Annotated in this window: 22 protein-coding genes and 1 pseudogene; 17 read left to right on the top strand and 6 right to left on the bottom strand. The window is 55.5% G+C overall.

Going from position 1 to position 20,408, the window contains the following annotated elements:
- From ACIOVB_RS00600 to ACIOVB_RS00575, 6 genes are all read left to right on the top strand, one after another.
- Positions 1 to 975: a tetratricopeptide repeat protein gene (locus tag ACIOVB_RS00600; RefSeq protein WP_401264383.1), complete on the top strand. Its 975-nt coding sequence runs from the start codon at positions 1 to 3 to the stop codon at positions 973 to 975.
- A gap of 4 nt (positions 976 to 979) precedes the next feature.
- The gene (locus ACIOVB_RS00595) at positions 980 to 1,951 is read left to right on the top strand and encodes a tetratricopeptide repeat protein (RefSeq protein WP_401263959.1); all 972 of its coding nucleotides are present in this window, start codon (positions 980 to 982) and stop codon (positions 1,949 to 1,951) included.
- 3 nt (positions 1,952 to 1,954) lie between these two features.
- Positions 1,955 to 2,929, top strand: a complete 975-nt coding sequence (locus ACIOVB_RS00590) for a tetratricopeptide repeat protein (protein ID WP_401263958.1) — start codon at positions 1,955 to 1,957, stop codon at positions 2,927 to 2,929.
- A 32-nt stretch (positions 2,930 to 2,961) separates the two neighbouring features.
- Positions 2,962 to 3,894: a tetratricopeptide repeat protein gene (locus tag ACIOVB_RS00585; protein ID WP_401263956.1), complete on the top strand. Its 933-nt coding sequence runs from the start codon at positions 2,962 to 2,964 to the stop codon at positions 3,892 to 3,894.
- Between the two features lie 115 nt (positions 3,895 to 4,009).
- Positions 4,010 to 4,981, top strand: coding sequence for a tetratricopeptide repeat protein (locus ACIOVB_RS00580; RefSeq protein WP_401263955.1), 972 nt, complete (start codon positions 4,010 to 4,012; stop codon positions 4,979 to 4,981).
- A 224-nt stretch (positions 4,982 to 5,205) separates the two neighbouring features.
- A complete protein-coding gene (locus ACIOVB_RS00575) occupies positions 5,206 to 5,550 on the top strand; it encodes a DUF3304 domain-containing protein (protein ID WP_401263953.1) in 345 nt (114 codons plus the stop codon).
- A gap of 75 nt (positions 5,551 to 5,625) precedes the next feature.
- On the opposite strand, the gene ACIOVB_RS00570 is transcribed toward ACIOVB_RS00575, so the two are convergent.
- Positions 5,626 to 5,922, bottom strand: a complete 297-nt coding sequence (locus ACIOVB_RS00570) for a hypothetical protein (RefSeq protein WP_100848441.1) — start codon at positions 5,920 to 5,922, stop codon at positions 5,626 to 5,628.
- A 493-nt stretch (positions 5,923 to 6,415) separates the two neighbouring features.
- Between ACIOVB_RS00570 and ACIOVB_RS00565 the strand changes: the two genes are divergently transcribed.
- Both ACIOVB_RS00565 and ACIOVB_RS00560 read left to right on the top strand, forming a co-directional pair.
- Entirely contained in the window at positions 6,416 to 6,685 is a 270-nt protein-coding gene (locus ACIOVB_RS00565; RefSeq protein WP_401263951.1) for a DUF2790 domain-containing protein, read from the top strand.
- Positions 6,686 to 6,776: 91 nt separating this feature from the next.
- A complete protein-coding gene (locus ACIOVB_RS00560) occupies positions 6,777 to 7,175 on the top strand; it encodes a hypothetical protein (RefSeq protein ID WP_401263950.1) in 399 nt (132 codons plus the stop codon).
- On the opposite strand, the gene ACIOVB_RS00555 is transcribed toward ACIOVB_RS00560, so the two are convergent.
- Positions 7,172 to 7,441 (bottom strand): DUF1652 domain-containing protein, encoded by a 270-nt coding sequence (locus ACIOVB_RS00555; protein ID WP_401263948.1) that lies wholly within the window; start codon positions 7,439 to 7,441, stop codon positions 7,172 to 7,174. The two genes, ACIOVB_RS00560 and ACIOVB_RS00555, sit on opposite strands and share 4 nt — an antisense overlap.
- Before the next feature lie 371 nt (positions 7,442 to 7,812).
- On the opposite strand from ACIOVB_RS00555, the gene eco reads away from it, so the two are divergent.
- Positions 7,813 to 8,298, top strand: coding sequence for a serine protease inhibitor ecotin (gene eco / locus ACIOVB_RS00550; protein WP_401263947.1), 486 nt, complete (start codon positions 7,813 to 7,815; stop codon positions 8,296 to 8,298).
- 21 nt (positions 8,299 to 8,319) lie between these two features.
- On the top strand, positions 8,320 to 8,625 hold the full coding sequence (locus ACIOVB_RS00545; RefSeq protein ID WP_210552812.1) for an NIPSNAP family protein: 306 nt from the start codon (positions 8,320 to 8,322) through the stop codon (positions 8,623 to 8,625).
- 30 nt (positions 8,626 to 8,655) lie between these two features.
- Here ACIOVB_RS00545 and ilvA read toward each other — a convergent pair.
- Positions 8,656 to 9,639 (bottom strand): annotated as a pseudogene (gene ilvA / locus ACIOVB_RS00540) (threonine ammonia-lyase, biosynthetic); the annotation flags it as partial.
- Between the two features lie 289 nt (positions 9,640 to 9,928).
- On the opposite strand from ilvA, the gene ACIOVB_RS00535 reads away from it, so the two are divergent.
- Positions 9,929 to 10,264, top strand: coding sequence for a DUF2834 domain-containing protein (locus tag ACIOVB_RS00535; RefSeq protein WP_401263946.1), 336 nt, complete (start codon positions 9,929 to 9,931; stop codon positions 10,262 to 10,264).
- Positions 10,265 to 10,325: 61 nt separating this feature from the next.
- On the opposite strand, the gene ACIOVB_RS00530 is transcribed toward ACIOVB_RS00535, so the two are convergent.
- A complete protein-coding gene (locus ACIOVB_RS00530) occupies positions 10,326 to 11,099 on the bottom strand; it encodes a class I SAM-dependent methyltransferase (protein ID WP_401263945.1) in 774 nt (257 codons plus the stop codon).
- 159 nt (positions 11,100 to 11,258) lie between these two features.
- Here ACIOVB_RS00530 and ACIOVB_RS00525 point away from each other — a divergent pair, with 159 nt between their 5' ends.
- From ACIOVB_RS00525 to pncA, 4 genes are read left to right on the top strand one after another with little or no spacing between them, the layout of a single operon-like run.
- The gene (locus tag ACIOVB_RS00525; RefSeq protein ID WP_401263943.1) at positions 11,259 to 11,792 is read left to right on the top strand and encodes a tetratricopeptide repeat protein; all 534 of its coding nucleotides are present in this window, start codon (positions 11,259 to 11,261) and stop codon (positions 11,790 to 11,792) included.
- 19 nt (positions 11,793 to 11,811) lie between these two features.
- Positions 11,812 to 12,342: a sigma-70 family RNA polymerase sigma factor gene (locus ACIOVB_RS00520; protein ID WP_401264381.1), complete on the top strand. Its 531-nt coding sequence runs from the start codon at positions 11,812 to 11,814 to the stop codon at positions 12,340 to 12,342.
- Positions 12,339 to 13,097 carry an anti-sigma factor family protein gene (locus ACIOVB_RS00515; protein ID WP_401263941.1) on the top strand — a complete coding sequence of 253 codons (759 nt, stop codon included), beginning with the start codon at positions 12,339 to 12,341 and terminating at the stop codon, positions 13,095 to 13,097. The genes ACIOVB_RS00520 and ACIOVB_RS00515 overlap by 4 nt, the downstream gene beginning before the upstream one ends.
- A gap of 57 nt (positions 13,098 to 13,154) precedes the next feature.
- Complete coding sequence (pncA, locus tag ACIOVB_RS00510) at positions 13,155 to 13,781, top strand: bifunctional nicotinamidase/pyrazinamidase (protein WP_401264378.1); 627 nt, start codon at positions 13,155 to 13,157, stop codon at positions 13,779 to 13,781.
- Between the two features lie 31 nt (positions 13,782 to 13,812).
- Here the strand turns inward: pncA and ACIOVB_RS00505 are convergent, their stop codons facing one another.
- Both ACIOVB_RS00505 and ACIOVB_RS00500 read right to left on the bottom strand, forming a co-directional pair.
- A complete protein-coding gene (locus ACIOVB_RS00505) occupies positions 13,813 to 15,114 on the bottom strand; it encodes an ATP-binding protein (RefSeq protein WP_401263940.1) in 1,302 nt (433 codons plus the stop codon).
- A gap of 4 nt (positions 15,115 to 15,118) precedes the next feature.
- Positions 15,119 to 15,820, bottom strand: a complete 702-nt coding sequence (locus tag ACIOVB_RS00500) for a response regulator transcription factor (protein WP_187678934.1) — start codon at positions 15,818 to 15,820, stop codon at positions 15,119 to 15,121.
- A 200-nt stretch (positions 15,821 to 16,020) separates the two neighbouring features.
- Here ACIOVB_RS00500 and ACIOVB_RS00495 point away from each other — a divergent pair, with 200 nt between their 5' ends.
- Both ACIOVB_RS00495 and ACIOVB_RS00490 read left to right on the top strand, forming a co-directional pair.
- Positions 16,021 to 17,178 carry an efflux RND transporter periplasmic adaptor subunit gene (locus ACIOVB_RS00495; protein WP_401263939.1) on the top strand — a complete coding sequence of 386 codons (1,158 nt, stop codon included), beginning with the start codon at positions 16,021 to 16,023 and terminating at the stop codon, positions 17,176 to 17,178.
- A 15-nt stretch (positions 17,179 to 17,193) separates the two neighbouring features.
- Positions 17,194 to 20,292: a multidrug efflux RND transporter permease subunit gene (locus ACIOVB_RS00490; protein WP_401263937.1), complete on the top strand. Its 3,099-nt coding sequence runs from the start codon at positions 17,194 to 17,196 to the stop codon at positions 20,290 to 20,292.
- Positions 20,293 to 20,408: the final 116 nt, after the last annotated feature.

Below are 20,408 nucleotides of genomic sequence, written 5' to 3'. Positions count from 1 at the left end.
ATGCGGCTCATAGTATTTTTGTCAGCAGTGCTAGCACTCATCGGTACCAACCAGGCAGCCGCCGAGCTGAATATTGAACAATCGCTCGCAAAGCAGCAGGGTATAATTCTCTACAACCAGCTTAAAGCTGTCTCCGCAACTCCTTTACTTCGAGTCGCGGCAGAAGCCGGAGACCACGAGGCACAATATTACCTTGCTGAGTCGTTAAGACAGAAAAATAGCTATATGAACCCTGAAGCTAAAAAGTGGTATGAAGCCGCAGCTACTCAAGGGGATCTCTATGCAATGATTCAGCTTGGACGAAATAAAAATGATCTGTGCAAATTAGCAAATGATTGTCCAACCACAGAAAAAAAACCTTCAGATTGGTTAAATAAGGCATATAGCCTGGCTCAACCTAAGGCTGAGGATGGAAACGCTGAAGCCATGTACATCATGTACGAACTAACATTAGATAAAACTTGGCTACAAAAATCTGCTGCCAAAAACCACCACATCTCACAGTACTTATTGGCCACTAGCTTCAAACAGGGGGATGGTTTTTTTCTGCCATGGAAACGTTCCGAAGCTGTTGAAAAACTATTCAAAGCTTCAGCTGAGGGTGGATACCCACCTTCCATGATGGAATACGGAGCCCTTCTTTATGAAGAGGGTGATCGAGAAGGATTCCGCCACTGGAACGAACAAGCGGCTTTAGCAGGTTATGCCACAACGGTATATGGTTACGGATCTGATCTTGCTCATGAGCCAGACACCTATGGTTTTCCATTCGACATTATCAAAGGATATGCACTCGTTTATACGTTGAAGGAACTAGATGGCGGTGGCGGTTTACAAGCTAGAGTGGAAAGCAAACTTCTAAAAATTGAAGCTAAGATGACAGCCGATCAAATTACAGAAGGCAAGCAGCTCGCAAAAAAATGGAAATCCACCCATGCTCCTCTTTCTTTTTTTCCAGACAAGTTAAGTCAATAATCTCATGAAGAGCTTAGCCGGGGCACTGCTATTGATCGCCTTGTTTCCTTCGTACGCACAGGCTCAACTCACTTTGCAACAGCGATCTGCTAAAGATAATGGAATCGTACTCTACAACCAGTACAAAGCGATTTCCGCCATTCCTTTTCTTACAATTGCAGCAGAGGCCGGTGATCACGAAGCACAATATTATTTAGCCGAAGCCTTGAGAACAAAAAACCATTACGTAGATCCCGATGCAAGAAGTTGGTATGAAGCTTCAGCAAATCAAGGTGATCTGTACGCAATGATACAACTCGGCCGAATCGAAAAAGATTTATGCGATATCGTTAAAGGCTGTACTCCTCCTCAGAAAGAGCCAATTGAGTGGTTGAACGAAGCAAAGAATCAAGCTTCAAAAAAAGCAAAAAGCGGTAGCGCAGAAGCAATGTACATCATGTACGAAGTTACATTAGATGACTCTTGGCTTGAGAAATCAGCGATGGCCGGAAACTCCCAAGCGCAATATTGGCTGGCAGTCTTATACAAGCAAGGCAAAGGGTTATTTTTACCTTGGAATCGCTCTAAAGAAGTGGAAAAATGGTTCAAACTATCATCCGAGAAGGGAAACCCTAAGTCGATGATGGAATACGCAGCACTTCTTTATGAAAAAGGCGATATCGACGGCTTTAGATATTGGAGTGAGCAAGCAGCTCTAGTAGGTAACGCTGAATCCGTCTACAACTTCGGATCATATCTTGCTCACGAGCCTGATACATTTGGTTTCCCATACGATCCTGTGAAAGGATACTCGCTCGTATCCTCACTTCAAACATTGGATGGTGGCGGCGGAATGCAGGTTAATGTTAAATACAAACTTCCGATAATTGCAGCAAAACTATCAAGCTCGCAAATTTCAGAAGCAAACGAGTTCTCTAAAAAGTGGGCACTTACTCACCCACCGCTGTCTTTCTTTCCTGAAAAGCTAAGCCGTTAGGATATGAAAAAAACTGCATTGAGCTTGCTATTCATAGCTTCTTTATCTTCGCACGCTCAAGCCGAACTCACATCTCAGCAGCGAATTGCTAAAGATAATGGAATCGTACTCTACAACCAATACAAAGCCATATCCGCGATCGAGTTGTTAAAAATTGCAGCCGACAGTGGAGATGATGAAGCACTTTATTACCTGGGTGAAGCAATAAGAAAAAACAACCGCCACATGACTCCGGAAGCAAAAAAAGCATACGAAAGCTCCGCAAAAAAGGGGAATATCTACTCTATGATTCGCCTTGGGAGAATTGAAGACGACTTGTGTTCAACCATGAAAAACTGTCCACAAGGTGAAGACTCTCCTAGCAGCTGGGTAATTAAAGCTAAAAGCCTTGCAATTCAACGAGCAACGCAAGGAGATAGCGAATCGATGTACCTGTTATATGAAATGACAGGCAACGATGACTGGTTGGAGAAATCAGCAGAGAACGGATTCGCATTTGCGCAGTTCCGTCTGGCGACGAAGTACCAAGAAGGAAGTGGTTCATTTTTACTACCCTCGAGGCGCAACCAAGCTATCGAACGATGGATGAAAGCGTCTGCTGAAAATGGTTATCCACTTGCAATGATGGGGTTAGCCGCAATCATGATCGAAAAAAATGATTTAGCCTCGTTCAGAAGCTGGAACGAAAAAGCAGCTGACTCGAGCTACGTAGAAGGTGTATTTGGATATGCATCCTACATAGGTGAAGAAAACTCAAAATACGGCTTCGCATTCGACCCAATAAAATCATATGCTTTACTTTCAAACCTGCTGGAACTTAATGGTGGAGGCAATGTAATACGAGACGTAAATGATACATTACCCGACATAGAAAAAAACATGTCAAAAGAGCAAATAGAAAAAGCAAAACAACTCGCAAAAACGTGGAAGGCCAACCACCCGCCTCTCTCGTTCTACCCTGACAAGCTAGGTTATTAATAGCAGTGCGAGCATTTAGAATTATTTTAGCAATGTTGGTCGCCGCTCTTTCTGCAAACGGCTCAGCACATTCGCAAACAAATGAATCAACCCTGGGAGTGGTGTTATACAACCAGCTAAAATTAGACTTGGCGATTCGCGAACTAAAAAAAGAGGCCGACTCCGGAAATGTGAATTCACAGTACTACTTTGCCGAGGCACTTCGAAAGCGAAGCCGGTACATGACTGCTGAAGCGCAGCAATGGTACGAAACCGCTGCGGGTAATGGATCTATATTTGCCATGATTCAGCTAGGCCGCCAAAACGATGACCTCTGCAGAAAAATGACCAATTGTCCCGCGAGCAAAAAATCAAGCGCTGATTGGTTGATTCAGGCTAAAAAAATGGCATCAAGCACAGACACCCCTGAGTCTTTGTATTTAATGTATGAAATAACTTTCGATCGTACTTGGTTGGAAAAATCTGCAAACGCAGGTTATGCACTCGCACAATATTGGATGGCCGTCGGTGATCGCCAAGGTGAAGGATTTTTTCTTATGCCTGGAAAACGTGAAGAGGCCATCAGCAAATGGCTGAAAGCTGCTTCTGAAGGTGGCAATCCGAAAGCAATGATGGATTACATTGAGATCCTGTATATGAAAGGAGATCTTGAAGGTGTGCGCTATTGGCTTCAGGCAGCAGCTGAAACGGGCGATCAAATAGCTATTAGCAGTTATGGATCTTACATTGCCCATGCCCCTGACCAAGTTGGTTATCATCTAGATCTGGTTAAGGGTTATGCACTGATTAGTCTTCTGAAAGAACTGGATGGCGGAGGCGCTATTCAAGATTTCGTTCAAGATACTCTCGAAGAAATCGGGAGCAAGATGACGCCTGAACAGTTAGAGAGCTCAAAAGCTGTCGCTGAGGAATGGATAGCCACTCACCCGCCGCTTTCGTTCTTCCCCGACAAACTGAGTAACTGACTCAATTTTCTCTTGTTTTTCACGGTGGTGCACTCCGGATTTCATTGTGGTGAACTACCACCCTTTAACATCCCGGATGAAGCAACCACCTTCCGTAAACTCGGCAGAAACACCAATGAAACTGATGACCACTGCGATCATGTTGTTAGCCCTAGCGTCAACTCAGTCATTCGCGCTTACGCACGAACAATCTCAGGCAAAAATAAAGGGCATCGAGCTATACAATCAATACAAAGCCATTTCTGCGATTGAGTTTTTGAAGATCGCCGCTGATGGTGGCGATGATGAGGCACTCTATTACCTAGGCGAATCAATAAGAAAAAATAACAGACACATGACTCAGGAAGCACAAAAAGCTTACGAGGAGTCAGCAAAAAAAGGCAATATTTATTCTATGATCCGGCTCGGAAAAGCGGACCAAGACTTGTGCGCAACTATGAAAAATTGTTCTTCCTTTAAGCAATCACCTGAAGAGTGGATGAATAAAGCGAAGATGCTTGCAACTGATCATGCATCTCATGGAAATGCTGAGTCCATGTACTTGTTATGGGAAATAACAGGGAACGATGAATGGTTAGAAAAATCTGCACAAAAAGGTTTCCCATTGGCGCAATTTCGTTTAGCGATTAAATATCAAGAAGGTGGCGGAGTATTCCTACTGCCCTCCAGAAGATCAGATGAAATCGAAAAGTGGATGAAAGCATCTGCAGAGAATGGTTATCCTCCAGCTATGATGGGATTTGCTGCTGCCAGGATTGAAAAAAACGATTTGTCGTCTTTCAGAATCTGGAATGAGAAAGCTGCTGCTTCAAGCTATGTATCGGGAGTTTTTGGCTATGCGTATTACATTGGTGAAAAAGAGCCAAAATACGGATTCACTTCGGACCCAGTAACATCATATGCGTTACTTTTAAATTTACTAGAGCTTGATGGTGGTGGAAACGTGATAAACAATGTCAACGACACATTACCAGAAGTTGAAAAAAACATGTCTAAACAACAAATAGAAAGCGCAAAAGAACTCGCAAAAACGTGGAAGGCAAACCACCCGCCCCTCTCTTTTTTTCCTGACAAGCTAGGTTATTAACGCCAGTGATGCGTCATAAAACATTCGCTCACAGTCAATGGATAAAAGCATTCCAGACGAAGAATGTAGTCATCATTCTTTGGGAATTTTAATTGATAGACATTGCAGCGGACACACGCCGAAAACGAACATGGCGACGAAGGCGAATAGCGCTGAGTGTATTGGCGTTGCTGCTTTGCTATGCCACACCCAAAATCCTCGCCCTGCTCCGTACTCCCGGAGCCATGCTGACTTCCGCAAACTACACGGATCGGCCTATTTTGAGTTTCTGGGTAAATGATTTTTGGGGCGGAAACCTGGCTGCAATGGGTGGTGGTGGAACCGTGTGTTGCCAAAGAATTGAGGGCGAGACGGTTCGGGTTTCTTGGATACTCAGCCGTACAGGCGAGCAGTTAAGGCAAGGGGTCAAGAAAGAAGATCATGAGGTTACTTTGCCGCTGCCTCGCCGAGAACGCGGTGATGATTTTCTGCATGTGCGGTTTTTACCAGGAAATATTGTCGAGCTGAAATGGGCCCCTGATTTGATCAGTCCGCTTGAATCTTCTCTGGTTAAAGAATCTCGTCATTGACTCATCGAGTGTCACGAGCGTTAAGCACGGGCAGAAACTCTTCCGCCCGTGAATGCCAGAGCATGCAGCCAATCTTTAAACCGGCGCCTTCCAATTCAACATCTGCTGCTGCGCCACCTGCAGCAAATCATTGCCATCCTGCGTCAGCAGGTACAACGCATGGGTAATGTGCGGAATGTCCTGAACATCAGCGTGTTTGAAGCAGAGGCAGTGCAGGGTTTCGAGCAGATCGGCCGAGGCGCGGACGCGCTGGACGGCGGCTTCCAGAATGTCTTTGGGGTTGGCTTCGGTGTCGATGACCAAGGGTGCGCTTTCGGTGACGCCGCTGTTGAGGGGGATGTAGCGATTGGGGAGCGGATTAATTATTGGCATATTGATTACTCAACTGTTTTCGAAGGTAACCGCCGGCACCGTGACCAAACAGTGGGGAGGCGGCCGTGTACAGGCTTGGTCAACCGAGAACAGTTCAAACTCAGCTCGCCCGAAGGCGTCCTGCACACAGCCGCCACAGCAATGCACTACACGAACATAGATGTTCGCGGTGCAAATGATGGCACATATGCAATGAACTCTTCTCAGGTGACCAAACCCGAATCGCTGATTTTGCAGCGACGCGAAACCATAACCGCCCCGCTCCAGCCGCCGAAAGCAGACAAGGCATCTGTCCTTGTAGGAATACGGCCTGCCTGCGCAGGAAATCGCCCCGCTCCCTGACAGCCGGCATTCAGCCCGGTTAACCATCGCTTAACGCTGCGGTCAAAAACTCTACTGAACCGCACGCCCTCAGCGCTATTGGCTGACGCCCAGTGCGGCAGGTTTGGCTGAATCACGCCGAACTCTAGAACCGTCACACGGGAGTCCTTTCATGAATATCCGTCCTTTCCTGCTCACCACTGCCCTCGCCTGCACCGCGTTCGCTGGGCTCGCCCAGGCCAATGACTCGTCTGCCACGTCCAACGCTGTGCCTTATGAGTACGGCATGCCGCTGCATGTGGCGAAGGTCGTGTCGTTGACTGAGCCGCCCACTCTGGATTGCAAGGTGATCACTGCCGACATGAAGTACATCGACAACAACGGCAAGCCTGAAGAGATCAGCTACCGGAAGTTGTCTGACGCGTGCAGTTATCAAAACTGAAGGAAAGCTCTGATTTGCGGGTTTGCGGTAGGCGGGAAGTGTTTCGCGAGGTTATGCTCGGGGGCCTTCCTCACTGCCGCAAGGATTCGCCATGCAGTTGTCGTTTCGCACGTTGTCGACTCTAACTTCTTCGTTGTGTTTTCTCTTGGCGTTGGTCTGGGGCTTTTTCCCCGACGTGTTGCTGGCGATCTGGAGCATCGCGTATTCCGACTCAGCCGGTTTTGTCGCGCGGCGCAGTGCGGTGCTGTTTGCAGCGCTGGGGCTGATGTTTTATCTGGTGCGCAGCGCGCCGCCATCGCTTGGGCGCAACGCGCTAAGCAATGGGTTTATCGTTGGCTGTTTTGGTTTGGCGGTGCTGGGTTTTGCAGAATGGCTCAACGGTCACGCCGGCCCCGGGATTCTGCTCGCGGTGCTGGTCGAGTTCGCGCTGGGCCTTGGTTTTGTGCAGGCCCGGCGCGTGACGGTCGAACTGGGTGAAACGGTGCGTTAAACGGCTCTGGATCGTGGACTATAGTGATGTGGCGTCGCCTGTCGCTCCAGGTCCGAGCGTAGCCCGGCGATCAGTTCGTTGATTTCGCGACAGCCATTCAAATGACTGGCATCAATGCCGCTAACCAATAAATCGACCTGGTCGGTCTGGTGATCGCCGAAAACCTTGACGGTCATCGACAAGTCTGGCGACAGCGTGCATTGGCAGCGTTTAGGCAGAAAGCTGCTTTCAATGATATTGCGTAGTTCCAAGGCAGACAGAAACATGGTGAACCTCTCCTTCTAAATGAAACTGCCAATCAACGCTTCACGTTGACCGCTTTTGCTGCCCCTGCACGGGTGTGTCCCCGCTGTTTCCCTGGTGCGGCAAGCGGTTGTACTGCGAAATGCCTTTTGGAGTGTAGGCGCCCGAACCCGGTGCGCTGCACCAAACAGACGCATAAAGCGTGCCTTCCATCGGATCGTTTTGACCCTCGTAAAATCAAGCACTTGGCGATGAGGCCAGCATTTGGCCAGTTGCAAAATGCAAGAAAAGGACTTCCAGGCCCTGCAAATTGCAACTCGGCGTCGGTTTGCATTCGACGCGCGTGGGGGTAAGAATGCCCCTCAATCCACACTACACCCGCAAGGAGGCTTCCATGGGTTCTTTCCGTACTTACGCGACCACCGGCCTGATCGTCGCCAGCCTGTCTACCCTCGCCCACGCGGCCAAACTGGAAGATGTGGCGCCGTATCCAAAGGCTGAGGTCGGTTTCACTCGTCAGGTCATTCACCTGCCCAAGCAGGATCAGGAAGAGAACTTTCAAGTCGAGATCCTCGCTGGCAAAACCCTCGAAGTCGATTGCAACCGCCAACGTCTGGGCGGCATGCTGGATGAGAAGAACCTCGAAGGCTGGGGTTACTCGTTCTACCGACTGGAAACAGTCATCGGCCCGATGAGCACGAAGATGGCCTGCCCGCCCGGCTCCCAGAAGAAGCGCGCGTTCGTGCCCGTGGTCGGGGATGGCTTCATGCTGCGTTACAACAGCAAGTTGCCAGTGGTGGTTTATGCTCCGTCGGACGTCGAAGTGCGTTATCGCATCTGGTCCGCCTCGGACAAAGTCGGCACTGCCCTTCAGGAATGATCTGAGCAAGGAGCATCTTCCGTGATTACCTGCCACGTCAGATACGTGATCGATCCTTACCAGTTGACCGAGTTCGAGGCCTACGCCAAGGCCTGGCTCGGCATTGTCGAGCGTCTGGGCGGCACCCATCACGGCTATTTTTTGCCGTCCGAGGGTGCGAGCAATATCGCCTACTGCCTGTTCAGTTTTCCGTCGCTGGCGGATTACGAAAGCTACCGACATATCGCGATGACCGACCCGCAGAGCACCGCGCTGGTGGAATCACTGGTCGAGAAGAAATTCATCCTCAGCTACGAGCGCAGCTTCCTGCGCCCATTGCTGCCCTGATCGCCATCACGCCGGGGCGCCGCATGCAGCGGCGCGCTCGGCGACGTGGCGCAGGCTGTCGAAGTTGATGTTGGCGCCCGAGTCGATTGCCACGAAGGTCTGCTCGCGCACACCACTTCTCGCCACGTATTGCTTGATCCCCGCCACCGCCAACGCGCCGGAAGGTTCGGTGATCGAGCGGGTATCGTCGTAGATGTTCTTGATCGCCGCGCAGAGTTCGTCGTTGCTGACGGTGATAACTTCATCGACGCAAAAACGGCACACCTCAAACCCATATTCGCCGATCTGCGCCACGGCCACACCGTCAGCGAAGGTGCCGACGCTCGGCAGTACAACGCGCTGATCCGCCTGCATTGCGGCTTTCAGGCAGGCGGAGTGCTCGGACTCGACGCCGATGATGCGCACTTCCGGGCGCAGGTATTTGACGTAGGCGGCGATGCCAGCGATCAAACCGCCACCGCCGACCGGAACGAAGATCGCGTCCAGCGTGCCTTGATGCTGGCGGAGTATTTCCATCGCCACCGTCCCTTGCCCGGCTATCACGTCCGGATCGTCGAAAGGCGAAACGAAGGTTCGCCCGGTCTGTTCGGCCAATTGCAGCGCATGGGCCAGGGCGAACGGGAAGCTCTCGCCGTGCAGCAGTGCTTCGCCGCCGCGACTTCGTACACCAAGCACTTTGAGTTCGGGTGTCGTCGACGGCATGACGATGGTGGCGGCGATGCCCAACTCCCGCGCTGCCAGCGCCACACCTTGAGCATGATTGCCGGCGGATGCGGTGATCACCCCGCGCGCCTTCTGTTCGTCGCTCAACTGCACCAGTTTGTTGTAGGCGCCACGGATCTTGAAGGAGAACGTCGGTTGCAGGTCTTCCCGCTTGAGCAGGATGCGGTTGCCCAGTGCTTCGGACAACGCCGGCGCGGCCTGCAATGGCGTGCGTATGGCAATGTTGTAGACCGGCGCGGCCAGGATCTTCTTCACGTACTGCTCAAGCAGGATTTGTTGCTCATTCATCATCGTCGTCTCCTGACTCACCTCCCCTGCGGCAGCTCCTACAGGGGGCAGGTGTTTTTGGTTAAAACCCGGGAGACAGAAAATGAAAACCCGCCTCTAGGGCGGGTTGGGTGCTGCAGTCGTGAGCTAGCCCGCCAAATGAGGAATGGCGGTAATAATGCTTGGCTGGCAGCGCAATACGGTGGAAGTCATGGGCTGGAAATTAGCCCGAGCGGTGCTCGCGCGTCAATGGCCAATTCCGCGCGACAAAGGTAGGCTGGCGATTCTGCTCATCACTTCAAGGAACGAATGCATGATGTCTATCGCCCTGCCCCTCACGGCTTTGCTCGCGTTTACCGGTTATACGGTTTCGGTGATGCTTCAGGCTGAGCAGTCGTTGATCGACTTCGGCATCAGCCTGATGTCACGGCCCGATACCGCTCAGGTGGTGATTGATCTGTACTTGCTGGCGACATTGGCCGGGGTGTGGATGGTCAAGGATGCCAAGGCGCGCGCGCAGACTGTGTGGTCGGTGGTGCCTTATTTGTTGCTGACGGCGGTTTTTGTGTCGGTTGGGCCGTTGTTGTATCTGGTGGTTCGTGGGGTTCGGGAGCGGAAGAACGTTGTCGATGCGCCTCAGTTGAGCTGATCCGGGTTGTATGTTGATGTTGGATCAGCCTTCGCAAGCAAGCTCGCTCCCACAGGGAGACTCAGCCAAGTTTTACGGCGAAGAAGGCTGCGGTTTCGTAAGGTACTGTCACCACATCTTTACCGCGTAGCTCCGACTCGGAGTTGATCAGCGCGCGAATCTGCTCATCGACCTGCGCCCGCTGCGCGTCCGGCAACGCGGCGATAAAACTGGTGGAGCGCACTCGATTGAAAATCACATCTTCCGGCGATCCGGTGTGGCCATGGTGAAACTGCTGGAGTTGCAACGCGCCGAACGCCGGATGCGGAAACGCCGCCCGCCAGGCACCGCTGTAATAGCGCGGCGTGTCGCCCTCCAGTGCGTTGACGATTGCATCGAGTTTCGGCACCCAACTGACTTGGGTATCGCGCAGGTTCCAGATCAGCGCCAACTTGCCCCCGGATTTGAGCACTCGGGCGATTTCGGTCAGCGCCTCAGTGCTGGCGAACCAGTGAAACGCCTGGGCGCAGACCACCACGTCCACTGAAGCATCGGGCAACGGCAAGTCCGTTGCCGTCCCGCTCACCGCCAGTACCTGCGGCCAGGCATCAGAGAGTTTTTCCAGCATCTGGGCCACCGGTTCCACGGCAATCACTTGCGCGCCGGTCGCCACCAGCCGCCCGGTAAACTTGCCAGTGCCAGCGCCCAGATCAATCACGGTTTTATGACCATCCAGACCCAATGTGGCGGTCAGCCATTCGCTGACCTGCGGCGGGTAATCCGGCCGCCCTTTGACGTAGGTATCGGCAGCGGTTTTGTAGCCGGCGGCGGCTGAGTGATGGACCTGATCTTTCATGGCAACTCCCCTTGCGGCAAAGCTTCGGATCAACGGCGGATGCCCACGAGCATAGCGCTTGAATTTACGCCTACCTTGAACAGTCACTGACAAAGCAATGAATAAAATTTCACCCTGTGGTGTTCAAAGTCAGACATAACCCTCTGTGGAGCCTTGCCCATGACTATCCGTTCCGTTATGTTCGCCGCCCCGTTGCTGCTGGCCGCTGCCCTGTCCAGCCATTTGGCGTTTGCCAATGGCGATGAAGACGAGCCGGTCAAGAAGCCCGAATGCCCCAAAGGCCAGGTCTGGGACAGCAAAACGCAGAAGTGCGTATTGCAAACCAGCAGCCTGTTGCCCGACGCTGATCGTACCGACTACGCCTATCGCCTCGCCAAGGACGGTCGCTACGACGAAGCGCTGGCGCTGCTCGATACCCTGCAACAACCGAACACCGCCAAGGCCCTGAACTATCGCGGATATGCCACGCGCAAACTGGGCCGTACCGACGAAGGCATCAGCTATTACCTGCAATCGGTGAAACTCGATCCGCAGTATGCGCAAGTGCGCGAATACCTCGGCGAGGCCTATGTGATCAAAGGCCGCGTCGACCTGGCGCAGGAACAGTTGCAGCAGATCAAATCGATTTGCGGCACGTCCTGCGAGGAGTACCAGGATTTGGCTGAAGCCATCAACGATTCATCGAAAACCTGAGCATCAATCAACGGAGGCGATCATCGTCAGCGATCAGGCATTCAGAGCAGAACTCGGCCAGCATCTGGCGCGATTGTGGCGCTACGGTTTGCTGCTGTCGCGCAATCGACACGTGGCCGAGGATCTCGTGCAGGCCACGTGCGTGCGGGCGCTGGAGCGTTTTGCGCAGTACGCGGCCGGCACGCGCATGGATCGCTGGCTGCTGAGCATTCTGCATTCGATCTGGCTCAATGAAGTGCGCGCTCGCCGCGTGCGCCACGGTACTGGTCAGGTCGATGCCGATGGGCAACTGGCGTTCGACGGTGAGCACGCGGCGCAGACGCACGTCATGGCGGCGCAAGTGATTCGTCGGGTCGATGCGCTGCCTGAAACTCAGCGTGAAACCGTGTACCTGGCGTATGTCGAGGGCCTGTCCTATCGCGAAGTCGCGGAGATTCTGCAGGTGCCGATCGGCACCGTGATGAGTCGTCTGGCCACCGCCCGCCTCAAACTCGCCGAATATCCGCCGCTGCAATCCGTGCCGAAACCCACCGAAGGAGACCGCTCATGAATACACCTTCGGACGAGCAACTGGTGGCCTATCTGGACGATGAGCTCGACCCGGATTATCGCCGCCGACTCGACAACGCAATCGCTGACGACCCGCTGCTCAACCTGCGCGCGCAGTGGCTGAGCCGCAGCAGCCTGCCGTTCAAGAACGCCTACGATGAACTGGCGCAACAAGCGCCGCTGGATCGTCTGCAAGCACGCCTGGATGCCATTCCTTCGCCACAAAAGCCGGGGCTGAGTCGCCGCTGGTTTATCGCTGCCACAGCAGCCACGTTGGTGGCTGGCGGGGTGCTGGCGGACCGATTGTTGCTCGGCTGGCAGGCGCAGCAATCACACAACTGGCGTGGGTTGGTTGGCGACTATATGGCGCTGTATGTGCCGCAGACACTGGAGCATTTGCCCACTGACGACGTTACACAGCGCGCACAGTTACGCAGCGTCGACGCACGCCTTGGCCTGAATCTTTCCGCTGCCGCGCTGAAACTGCCGGGCGCTGAATTCAAGCGCGCGCAAATGCTTGAGTACGACGGCGTACCGATTGCGCAGATCGTGTATCTGGACGCGAAACATGGGCCATTGGCGCTGTGCGTCAGGCGTTCGAACAGCGGCAGTCAACCTTTGGCGCACGAACGCCGGCAAGGGATGAATGTGGTGTATTGGACCGAGCGAGAGCATGCGTGGATGTTGATCGGCCATGACACCGCCGCAGGGCTCGAAGAAAAGGCAAATTTGTTGAGAAGTCGTTTAGCCGTATGAGAAAAACCACTTCTATGCTGGAAAAGTAATCTTCCAAGGAGTATTCCACCGATGCCGATGCCGATTTCGTCTCGCACTGCATTACTGGTGATCGACGTTCAGAACGACTTCATTCCCGGCGGTCAATTGCCGGTGCCTGAAGGCGACCAGATTGTGCCGCTGATCAATCGCATTGCCGGCCACTTCAAACAGGTATTAATTGCCCAGGACTGGCACCCGAAGGGACATGTCTCTTTCGCTTCCAGCCACCCCGGCCGTCAACCCTTCGATGTCATTCAACTGCCTTACGGTGCACAGACACTTTGGCCCGACCATTGTGTGCAAGCCACTCCCGGTGCCCAGTTTCACCCGGAGCTGGATCTGCCCCACGCCCAGTTGATCATCCGCAAGGGCTGCAATCCCGACATCGACAGCTATTCTGCGTTTCTGGAGGCCGATCGGCGCACCACCACCGGACTGGCCGGTTACTTGAAAGAGCGCGGCATGGATACGGTCTACATGGTTGGTCTGGCATTGGATTTCTGCGTGATGTTTTCCGCTCTGGATGCGCGGGCGGCGGGGTTCAATACGTTTGTGGTGCTGGATGCCTGCCGGGCGATTGATCTGGATGGATCACTGGCGGCGGCGATGGACCGGATGCAGGGCGCAGGGGTCGGGTTGATTCAATCCACTGAAATCAGCTGATCGGCGACCATTCCCCTGTGGCGAGCGGCCGTCAGACTGAAGTTGGCAGCCACAGTCGGAATCGCGCGCCCCCCAGCGGCGAAGACTCTACCGTCAAAGTCCCGCCCTGCGCTTCCAGTGCCCGACGGCTGATCGCCAGCCCAAGCCCGAACCCACCTGTGGCCCGATCACGGCTGCGATCGAGTCGATAGAACGGCTCGAAAATCCGCTCGCGCTCATCGTCGGGAATGCCGATGCCGTCGTCATCCACCCAGATCTCGCAACCTTTTGCGCAAACCTGTACGCCGATCTGAATGCGCTTTTCGCAGTACCGCATGGCATTGCGCACCAGATTCTGGATCGCCCGGGCAGTCAGTCGCGGATCAAGCGAGAAGCGCTCGAGCTGTCCGTGCAGCAGCACATCAATGACGATATCCGGCGACTCCAGTTCCTCGTCGACGCTGCCCAGAATACTGTCGATGAATTCGTCCAGCGACACTTCGACCTGCTCCGGACACTGCGCAGGGTTCTGCAAGCGGCTGTAAGACAGCAATTCCAGTACCAATTCATCCAGCTCACGAATATGTGCGACCAACCCTTGCAAACGCTCACGGCTCGCTGCCGGCAAGTCGTCGGACAGCGCCAGCGCCAGGCCGAAATCCAGGCGCGTCAACGGCGTGCGCAGTTCGTGGGAAACCGCATTGAGCAGGTCGCGCTGTTGGTTGAGCAAGTTCTCGATGTCACCGGCCATGGTGTCGAACACATTGGCCAGGCTGCCGATGTTCGAACTCGAGGCGATATTCGTGCGTTCGCTCAGATGACCTTTACCAAAACGCTCGGCAGTGCCCTTGAGGCGCTCCAGATCGCGCCAGTGTGGACGCAGCCACATCAACAGACAGGCGAGCAGCGTTGCGCCGATCAATACGTTAATGCTCCAGTACAACAGATCGACGTCCATCGGGTCGGGCGGCACCACCATTTGCACCGCCATGGTGTCGTCCAGCGGCGTGACCGCGAGTGTGCGCCAGCCCCAATCGCCGATGCGCACCACGTTCTCGCCACGCCGCAGTCGCTCACGTTCAATGGCGGTGAAGTCGGCATCGTCGATGCGCGCCAGCACGATGTGCAGCGGCTGGAAGTCCTTGTCCATCGACGCTGCCACGGCGGGCCATTGTTCCTGCGGCACGGCGTGAAACTGTTTGGTGATCAGCGATTGCAAGCCACGGGAATAATCCAGGTTGTAGGTAACGAAGCGCTCCCGGAACGCCATGACCACCAGATCCGGCACCAGATAAATGGCCGCGCTGTACGAGACAATCGTCACCAGATACAGACGAAACAGGATGCGAAACATCAGATCAGCATTCCCATTCGGAACGGCTGAACAGATAACCCTTGCCCCACACCGTCTTGATCTTGCGCGCCTCGCCGGCATGGTCATCGAACTTGCGCCGCAGCTTGGAAATCGCCACATCCACCGAACGGTCAGTGCCGTTGAATTCGATGCCGCGCAGGCGTTGCAGAATCTGGTCGCGGCTGAGCACTTCGCCGGCGTGTCGCGCCAATACCACCAGCAAGTTGTACTCGCCGCTGGACAACTCGACCGGCTGATCGCGCCAGCTCACGGTGCGTTCGGACAAATCGATGCAAAGGTTGCCCATGACGATGCGGTCGTTGACCGTCAACGGTTCGCCCAGGCTGCTGCGGCGCAGCAAAGTACGCACCCGTGCAAGCAACACGCGCGGTTCGCAGGGTTTGGTGACGTAATCGTCAGCGCCCATTTCCAGGCCCAGCACCTGATCGTGGCTGTCATCGCGAGCGGTGAGCATCAGGATCGGCAGCGTCGCCGAGTCGGCGCGCAGCAAACGGCAGACTTGCAGGCCATCAAGCCCCGGCAACATCAAGTCGAGGATCACCAGATCCGGCGGATTGACCCGCGCCCGTTCACGCACATGGTCGCCACGGCCGATCACGCTGACGGAATAGCCGTTGCGCTCCAGGTAGCTGGAAATCAGTTCGGCGAGGGCGGTGTCGTCTTCGACCAGCAGGATGTTGGGCATGGGTGTTCCAGAAAAAGTGCTGTGGCGACTGCTCGCGATAGCTATTGAACTGTCGCAATAAATTTCAAGGGCTAAAGGATATACGCCCTCACCCACTCCTGAGTAAAACCCTTACACAATTTCACACAGCGCCTACAAAGCTTCACCGCTACTCTCGGCAACTGCCCGTAGGATGCGGGCATCAATATTGGGGGTGGTAAATGTCGAACAAACTGCTGGCCGGGCTCGGCCTGATCGCCATGGCGCTGACGCTGAGCGCCTGTGACTCGTCTTCGAACGCCGAAGAGCAGGCGCCGCCAGCCACCGTGCGCACCGAGACCATCGAAGCCCGCCCCCTGTCGATCAGCAGCGAACTCAGCGGCCGCATCGCCGCGCCGCGCATTGCCGAAGTGCGTGCCCGGGTGCCCGGCGTGGTGCTGCAACGCACCTACCGCGAAGGCAGCGACGTGAAAAAGGGCGACGTGCTGTTCCGCATCGATCCGGCACCGTTCAAGGCTGATCTGGACAGCGCCGATGCCGCCTTGCGCAAGGCCGAGGCCAATGCCTTTCAGGCGAAGTTGCAAGAGCAGCGCTACGCCCAGTTGATCGACGACAAGGCCATCAGCGCCCAGGACTACGACAACGCCCGCGCCAATGCACGGCAAACGGCCGCCGATGTCGCCGCCAGCAAAGCCGCGGTGGAACGGGCGAAGCTGAACCTGGGTTATGCCACCGTCACCGCACCGATTTCAGGGCGTATTGGCCGTGCGCTAGTCACCGAAGGCGCACTGGTCGGCCAGAACGAAACCACGCCGTTAGCGCTGATTCAGCAACTCAACCCGATTTATGCCGACCTCACCCAGTCGACCCGCGAACTCAACGAATTGCGCCGCGCATTCCGTTCCGGGCAATTGCAGGAAGTCGGGCAGGATCAGGTCAAGGCCACGCTGATTCAGGACGACGGCACTCTGTATCCGCTGCCGGGCAAACTTTTGTTCAGCGACATCACCGTCGACCCGGGCACCGGCCAGATCATTCTGCGCAGCGAATTCCCAAACCCGGATCTCGACCTGTTGCCCGGCAGCTTCATCCGCGTGCGCCTGGAACAGGGCACCATCCAGAATGGCATCACCGTCCCGCAACGCGCCGTGCAGCGAGACAGTGCCGGAGTGGCGAACGTGTTGACTGTCGACGAACAGATGCGCGTGGCCGAGCAACCGGTGCAACTGGGCGCGGTGCAGAACAATCGCTGGATCGTCACTGGCGGCCTCAAACCCGGCGACCGCATTGTCATCGAAGGCCTGCAGCACGCTCGCCCCGGCGAGAAAGTACAGATCGACGAGACCCCTCTTCCACTTGCCCAGACCTATGGTCAGTAAGCAGGACGCTTTTATATGCCGCAGTTCTTTATCGACCGCCCGGTGTTTGCCTGGGTAGTCGCACTGTTCATCCTGTTGGCCGGTGCGCTGGCCATCCCGCAATTGCCAGTGGCGCAATACCCCGACGTCGCGCCGCCACAGATCGAAATCTACGCCGTGTACCCCGGCGCGTCGGCGCAGACCGTCGATGAAAGCGTGGTCAGCCTGATCGAGGAAGAGCTCAACGGCGCCGATCACCTGTTGTACTTCGAATCGCAAAGCAGCCTGGGCAGCGCCACGATCAAGGCGACCTTCCAACCGGGAACCAACCCGGAACTGGCGCAGGTCGACGTGCAAAACCGCCTCAAAGTAGTCGAGTCGCGCTTGCCGCAAGCGGTGAACCAGCAAGGTTTGCAGGTGGAGAAAGTCTCCTCCGGCTTCCTGTTGCTGATCACCCTGACGTCCAGCGACGGCAAGCTCGATGACGTAGCGCTCAGCGATTATCTGGCGCGCAACGTGATGAACGAAATCAAGCGCCTGGATGGCGTTGGCAAAGCGCAGTTGTATGGTGCCGAACGGGCCATGCGCATCTGGATCGATCCGCAGAAGCTCATCGGTTTCAACCTGACCCCGGCAGACGTCAACGCCGCCATCGTCGCGCAGAACGCCCAGGTGTCGGCGGGCAGCATCGGCGATCTGCCTGCGCCGTCGACGCAGGAAATCACCGCGACGATTCTGGTCAAAGGCCAATTGTCGACGCCGCAGGAATTCGCCGACATCGTGCTCAAGGCCAACCCGGACGGTTCCACCGTTCGTATTGGAGATGTGGCGCGGGTCGAGATCGGCAGTCAGGAATATCAATTCGGCACTCGCCTCAATGGCAAGCCGTCCACCGCCGTTGGCGTGCAGTTGTCGCCGGGCGCCAACGCACTGAACACCGCGACGCTGGTGCGGGCGAAGATGGATGAGCTGGCGCGTTACTTTCCGGCCGGCGTGGAATACAAGATCCCATACGACACCTCGCCATTCGTGAAGGTCTCGATCACCAAGGTGGTCTATACCCTCGGCGAAGCGATGTTGCTGGTGTTTGCGGTGATGTACCTGTTCCTGCAAAACGTGCGTTACACACTGATCCCGACACTGGTTGTGCCGGTGGCGCTGATGGGCACGTTCGCGACCATGCTGGCGCTGGGATTCTCGATCAACGTGTTGACCATGTTCGGCATGGTGCTGGCCATCGGTATTCTGGTGGACGATGCCATTGTCGTGGTGGAGAACGTCGAACGGATCATGGCCACCGAGGGCTTGTCGCCCAAGGAAGCGACACGCAAGGCGATGACGCAGATTACCGGCGCCATCATCGGCATCACCCTGGTGCTGGTGGCGGTGTTCATACCGATGGCGTTCATGCAGGGTTCGGTCGGGGTCATTTACCAGCAGTTCTCGTTGTCGATGGCAACGTCGATTCTGTTTTCGGCGTTCCTCGCACTGACCTTGACCCCGGCGCTGTGCGCAACGCTGCTCAAGCCAATTGCCAAAGGCGAGCATCATGAGAAAAGCGGCTTCTTCGGCTGGTTCAACCGCCGCTTCGAGCAATTGACCCACCGCTATCAGGGTTGGGTCGGTTATGCGCTGAAACGTACCGGACGGTATCTGCTGATCTACGTCGTGTTGCTGGTTGGCCTCGGTATTTGCTTCATGCGTCTGCCCTCCTCGTTTTTGCCGGTGGAAGATCAGGGCTACACGATCACTGACATTCAACTGCCACCCGGCGCCACCAAGAACCGAACGGTGCAGGTCGCCGAACAGCTTGAAGCACATAACGCTGGCGAGCCAGGCATCAGTGACAGTGTGGTGATTCTGGGTTTCAGCTTCTCCGGTAGCGGACAGAACGCGGCATTGGCGTTCTCCACGCTGAAGGATTGGTCGCAACGCGGTAGCGACGACTCGGCCAGCTCGATTGCCGACCGCGCCAACATCGCCTTGAGCCAGATCAAGGACGCCATGGCGTTTTCCGTGCTGCCGCCCCCCGTGGATGGCCTCGGTACGTCCAGCGGTTTCGAGTTCCGTTTGCAGGATCGCGGCGGACTCGGCCACGCAACACTGATGCAGGCGCGTACCGAGTTGCTGGCAGCCGCCGAGAAAAGCCCGGTGCTGATGAACGTTCGTGAAAGCGCGCTGGCCGAAGCACCGCAGGTGCAACTGGAGGTGGACCGCAAGCAGGCCAATGCCTTGGGCGTGTCGTTCGCAGACATCGGCAATGTGCTGTCCACCGCTGTGGGTTCGGCGTACATCAACGACTTCCCCAATCAGGGGCGCATGCAGCGGGTTGTGGTGCAGGCTGAAGGCGATCAACGCAGTCAGGTAGATGACTTGCTGAAAATGCACGTGCGCAACAACGCCGGAAAAATGGTGCCGCTGTCGGCATTCGTGCAGGCCAAGTGGATTCAGGGCCCGGCGCAACTGACCCGGTACAACGGCTACCCGGCGATTGCGATTTCCGGCGAACCTTCGCCCGGTCACAGCACGGGCGAAGCCATGGCCGAAGTTGAACGCCTTGTTGCGCAAGGGCCGAAAGGTCTGGGGCAAGAATGGACGGGCCTGTCGTTGCAGGAGCGCTTGTCCGGCAGTCAGGCGCCGATTCTGCTCGGGCTGTCGCTGCTGATCGTGTTCCTGTGTCTGGCAGCGCTGTATGAGAGCTGGTCGATTCCGACTTCGGTGTTGCTAGTGGTGCCTTTGGGGGTGCTCGGCGCGGTACTGGCGGTGACGCTGCGCGGGATGCCCAACGACGTGTTCTTCAAGGTCGGCCTTATCACCATCATCGGTCTCTCGGCGAAGAACGCGATCCTGATCATCGAGTTCGCCAAGAGCCTGTACGACGAAGGCCACGACTTGATCGACGCGACATTGCAGGCCGCACGCCTGCGTCTGCGCCCGATCGTGATGACGTCGCTGGCGTTCATCCTCGGCGTAGTACCGCTGGCGATTGCCACTGGCGCCAGCTCGGCAAGCCAGCAAGCCATCGGCACCGGAGTGATCGGCGGGATGATTACTGCGACGTTGGCGGTGATCTTCGTCCCGGTGTTCTTCGTCGTTGTGATGAAGCTCGTAAAAAGATTCACCAAACCCCACTGACCCTGTACGAGCTGCCGCAGGTTGCGATCTGATCGTTCCCACGCTCTGCGTGGGAACGACGCTGGGGATGCTCTGCGTCCCAAGGCCAAAAGATCGCAGCCTGCGGCAGCTCCTAC

It is taken from the genome of Pseudomonas sp. NPDC087639, assembly GCF_044743385.1.
GTDB lineage: Bacteria > Pseudomonadota > Gammaproteobacteria > Pseudomonadales > Pseudomonadaceae > Aquipseudomonas.
This window is presented reverse-complemented; position numbering and strand designations above follow the sequence as displayed.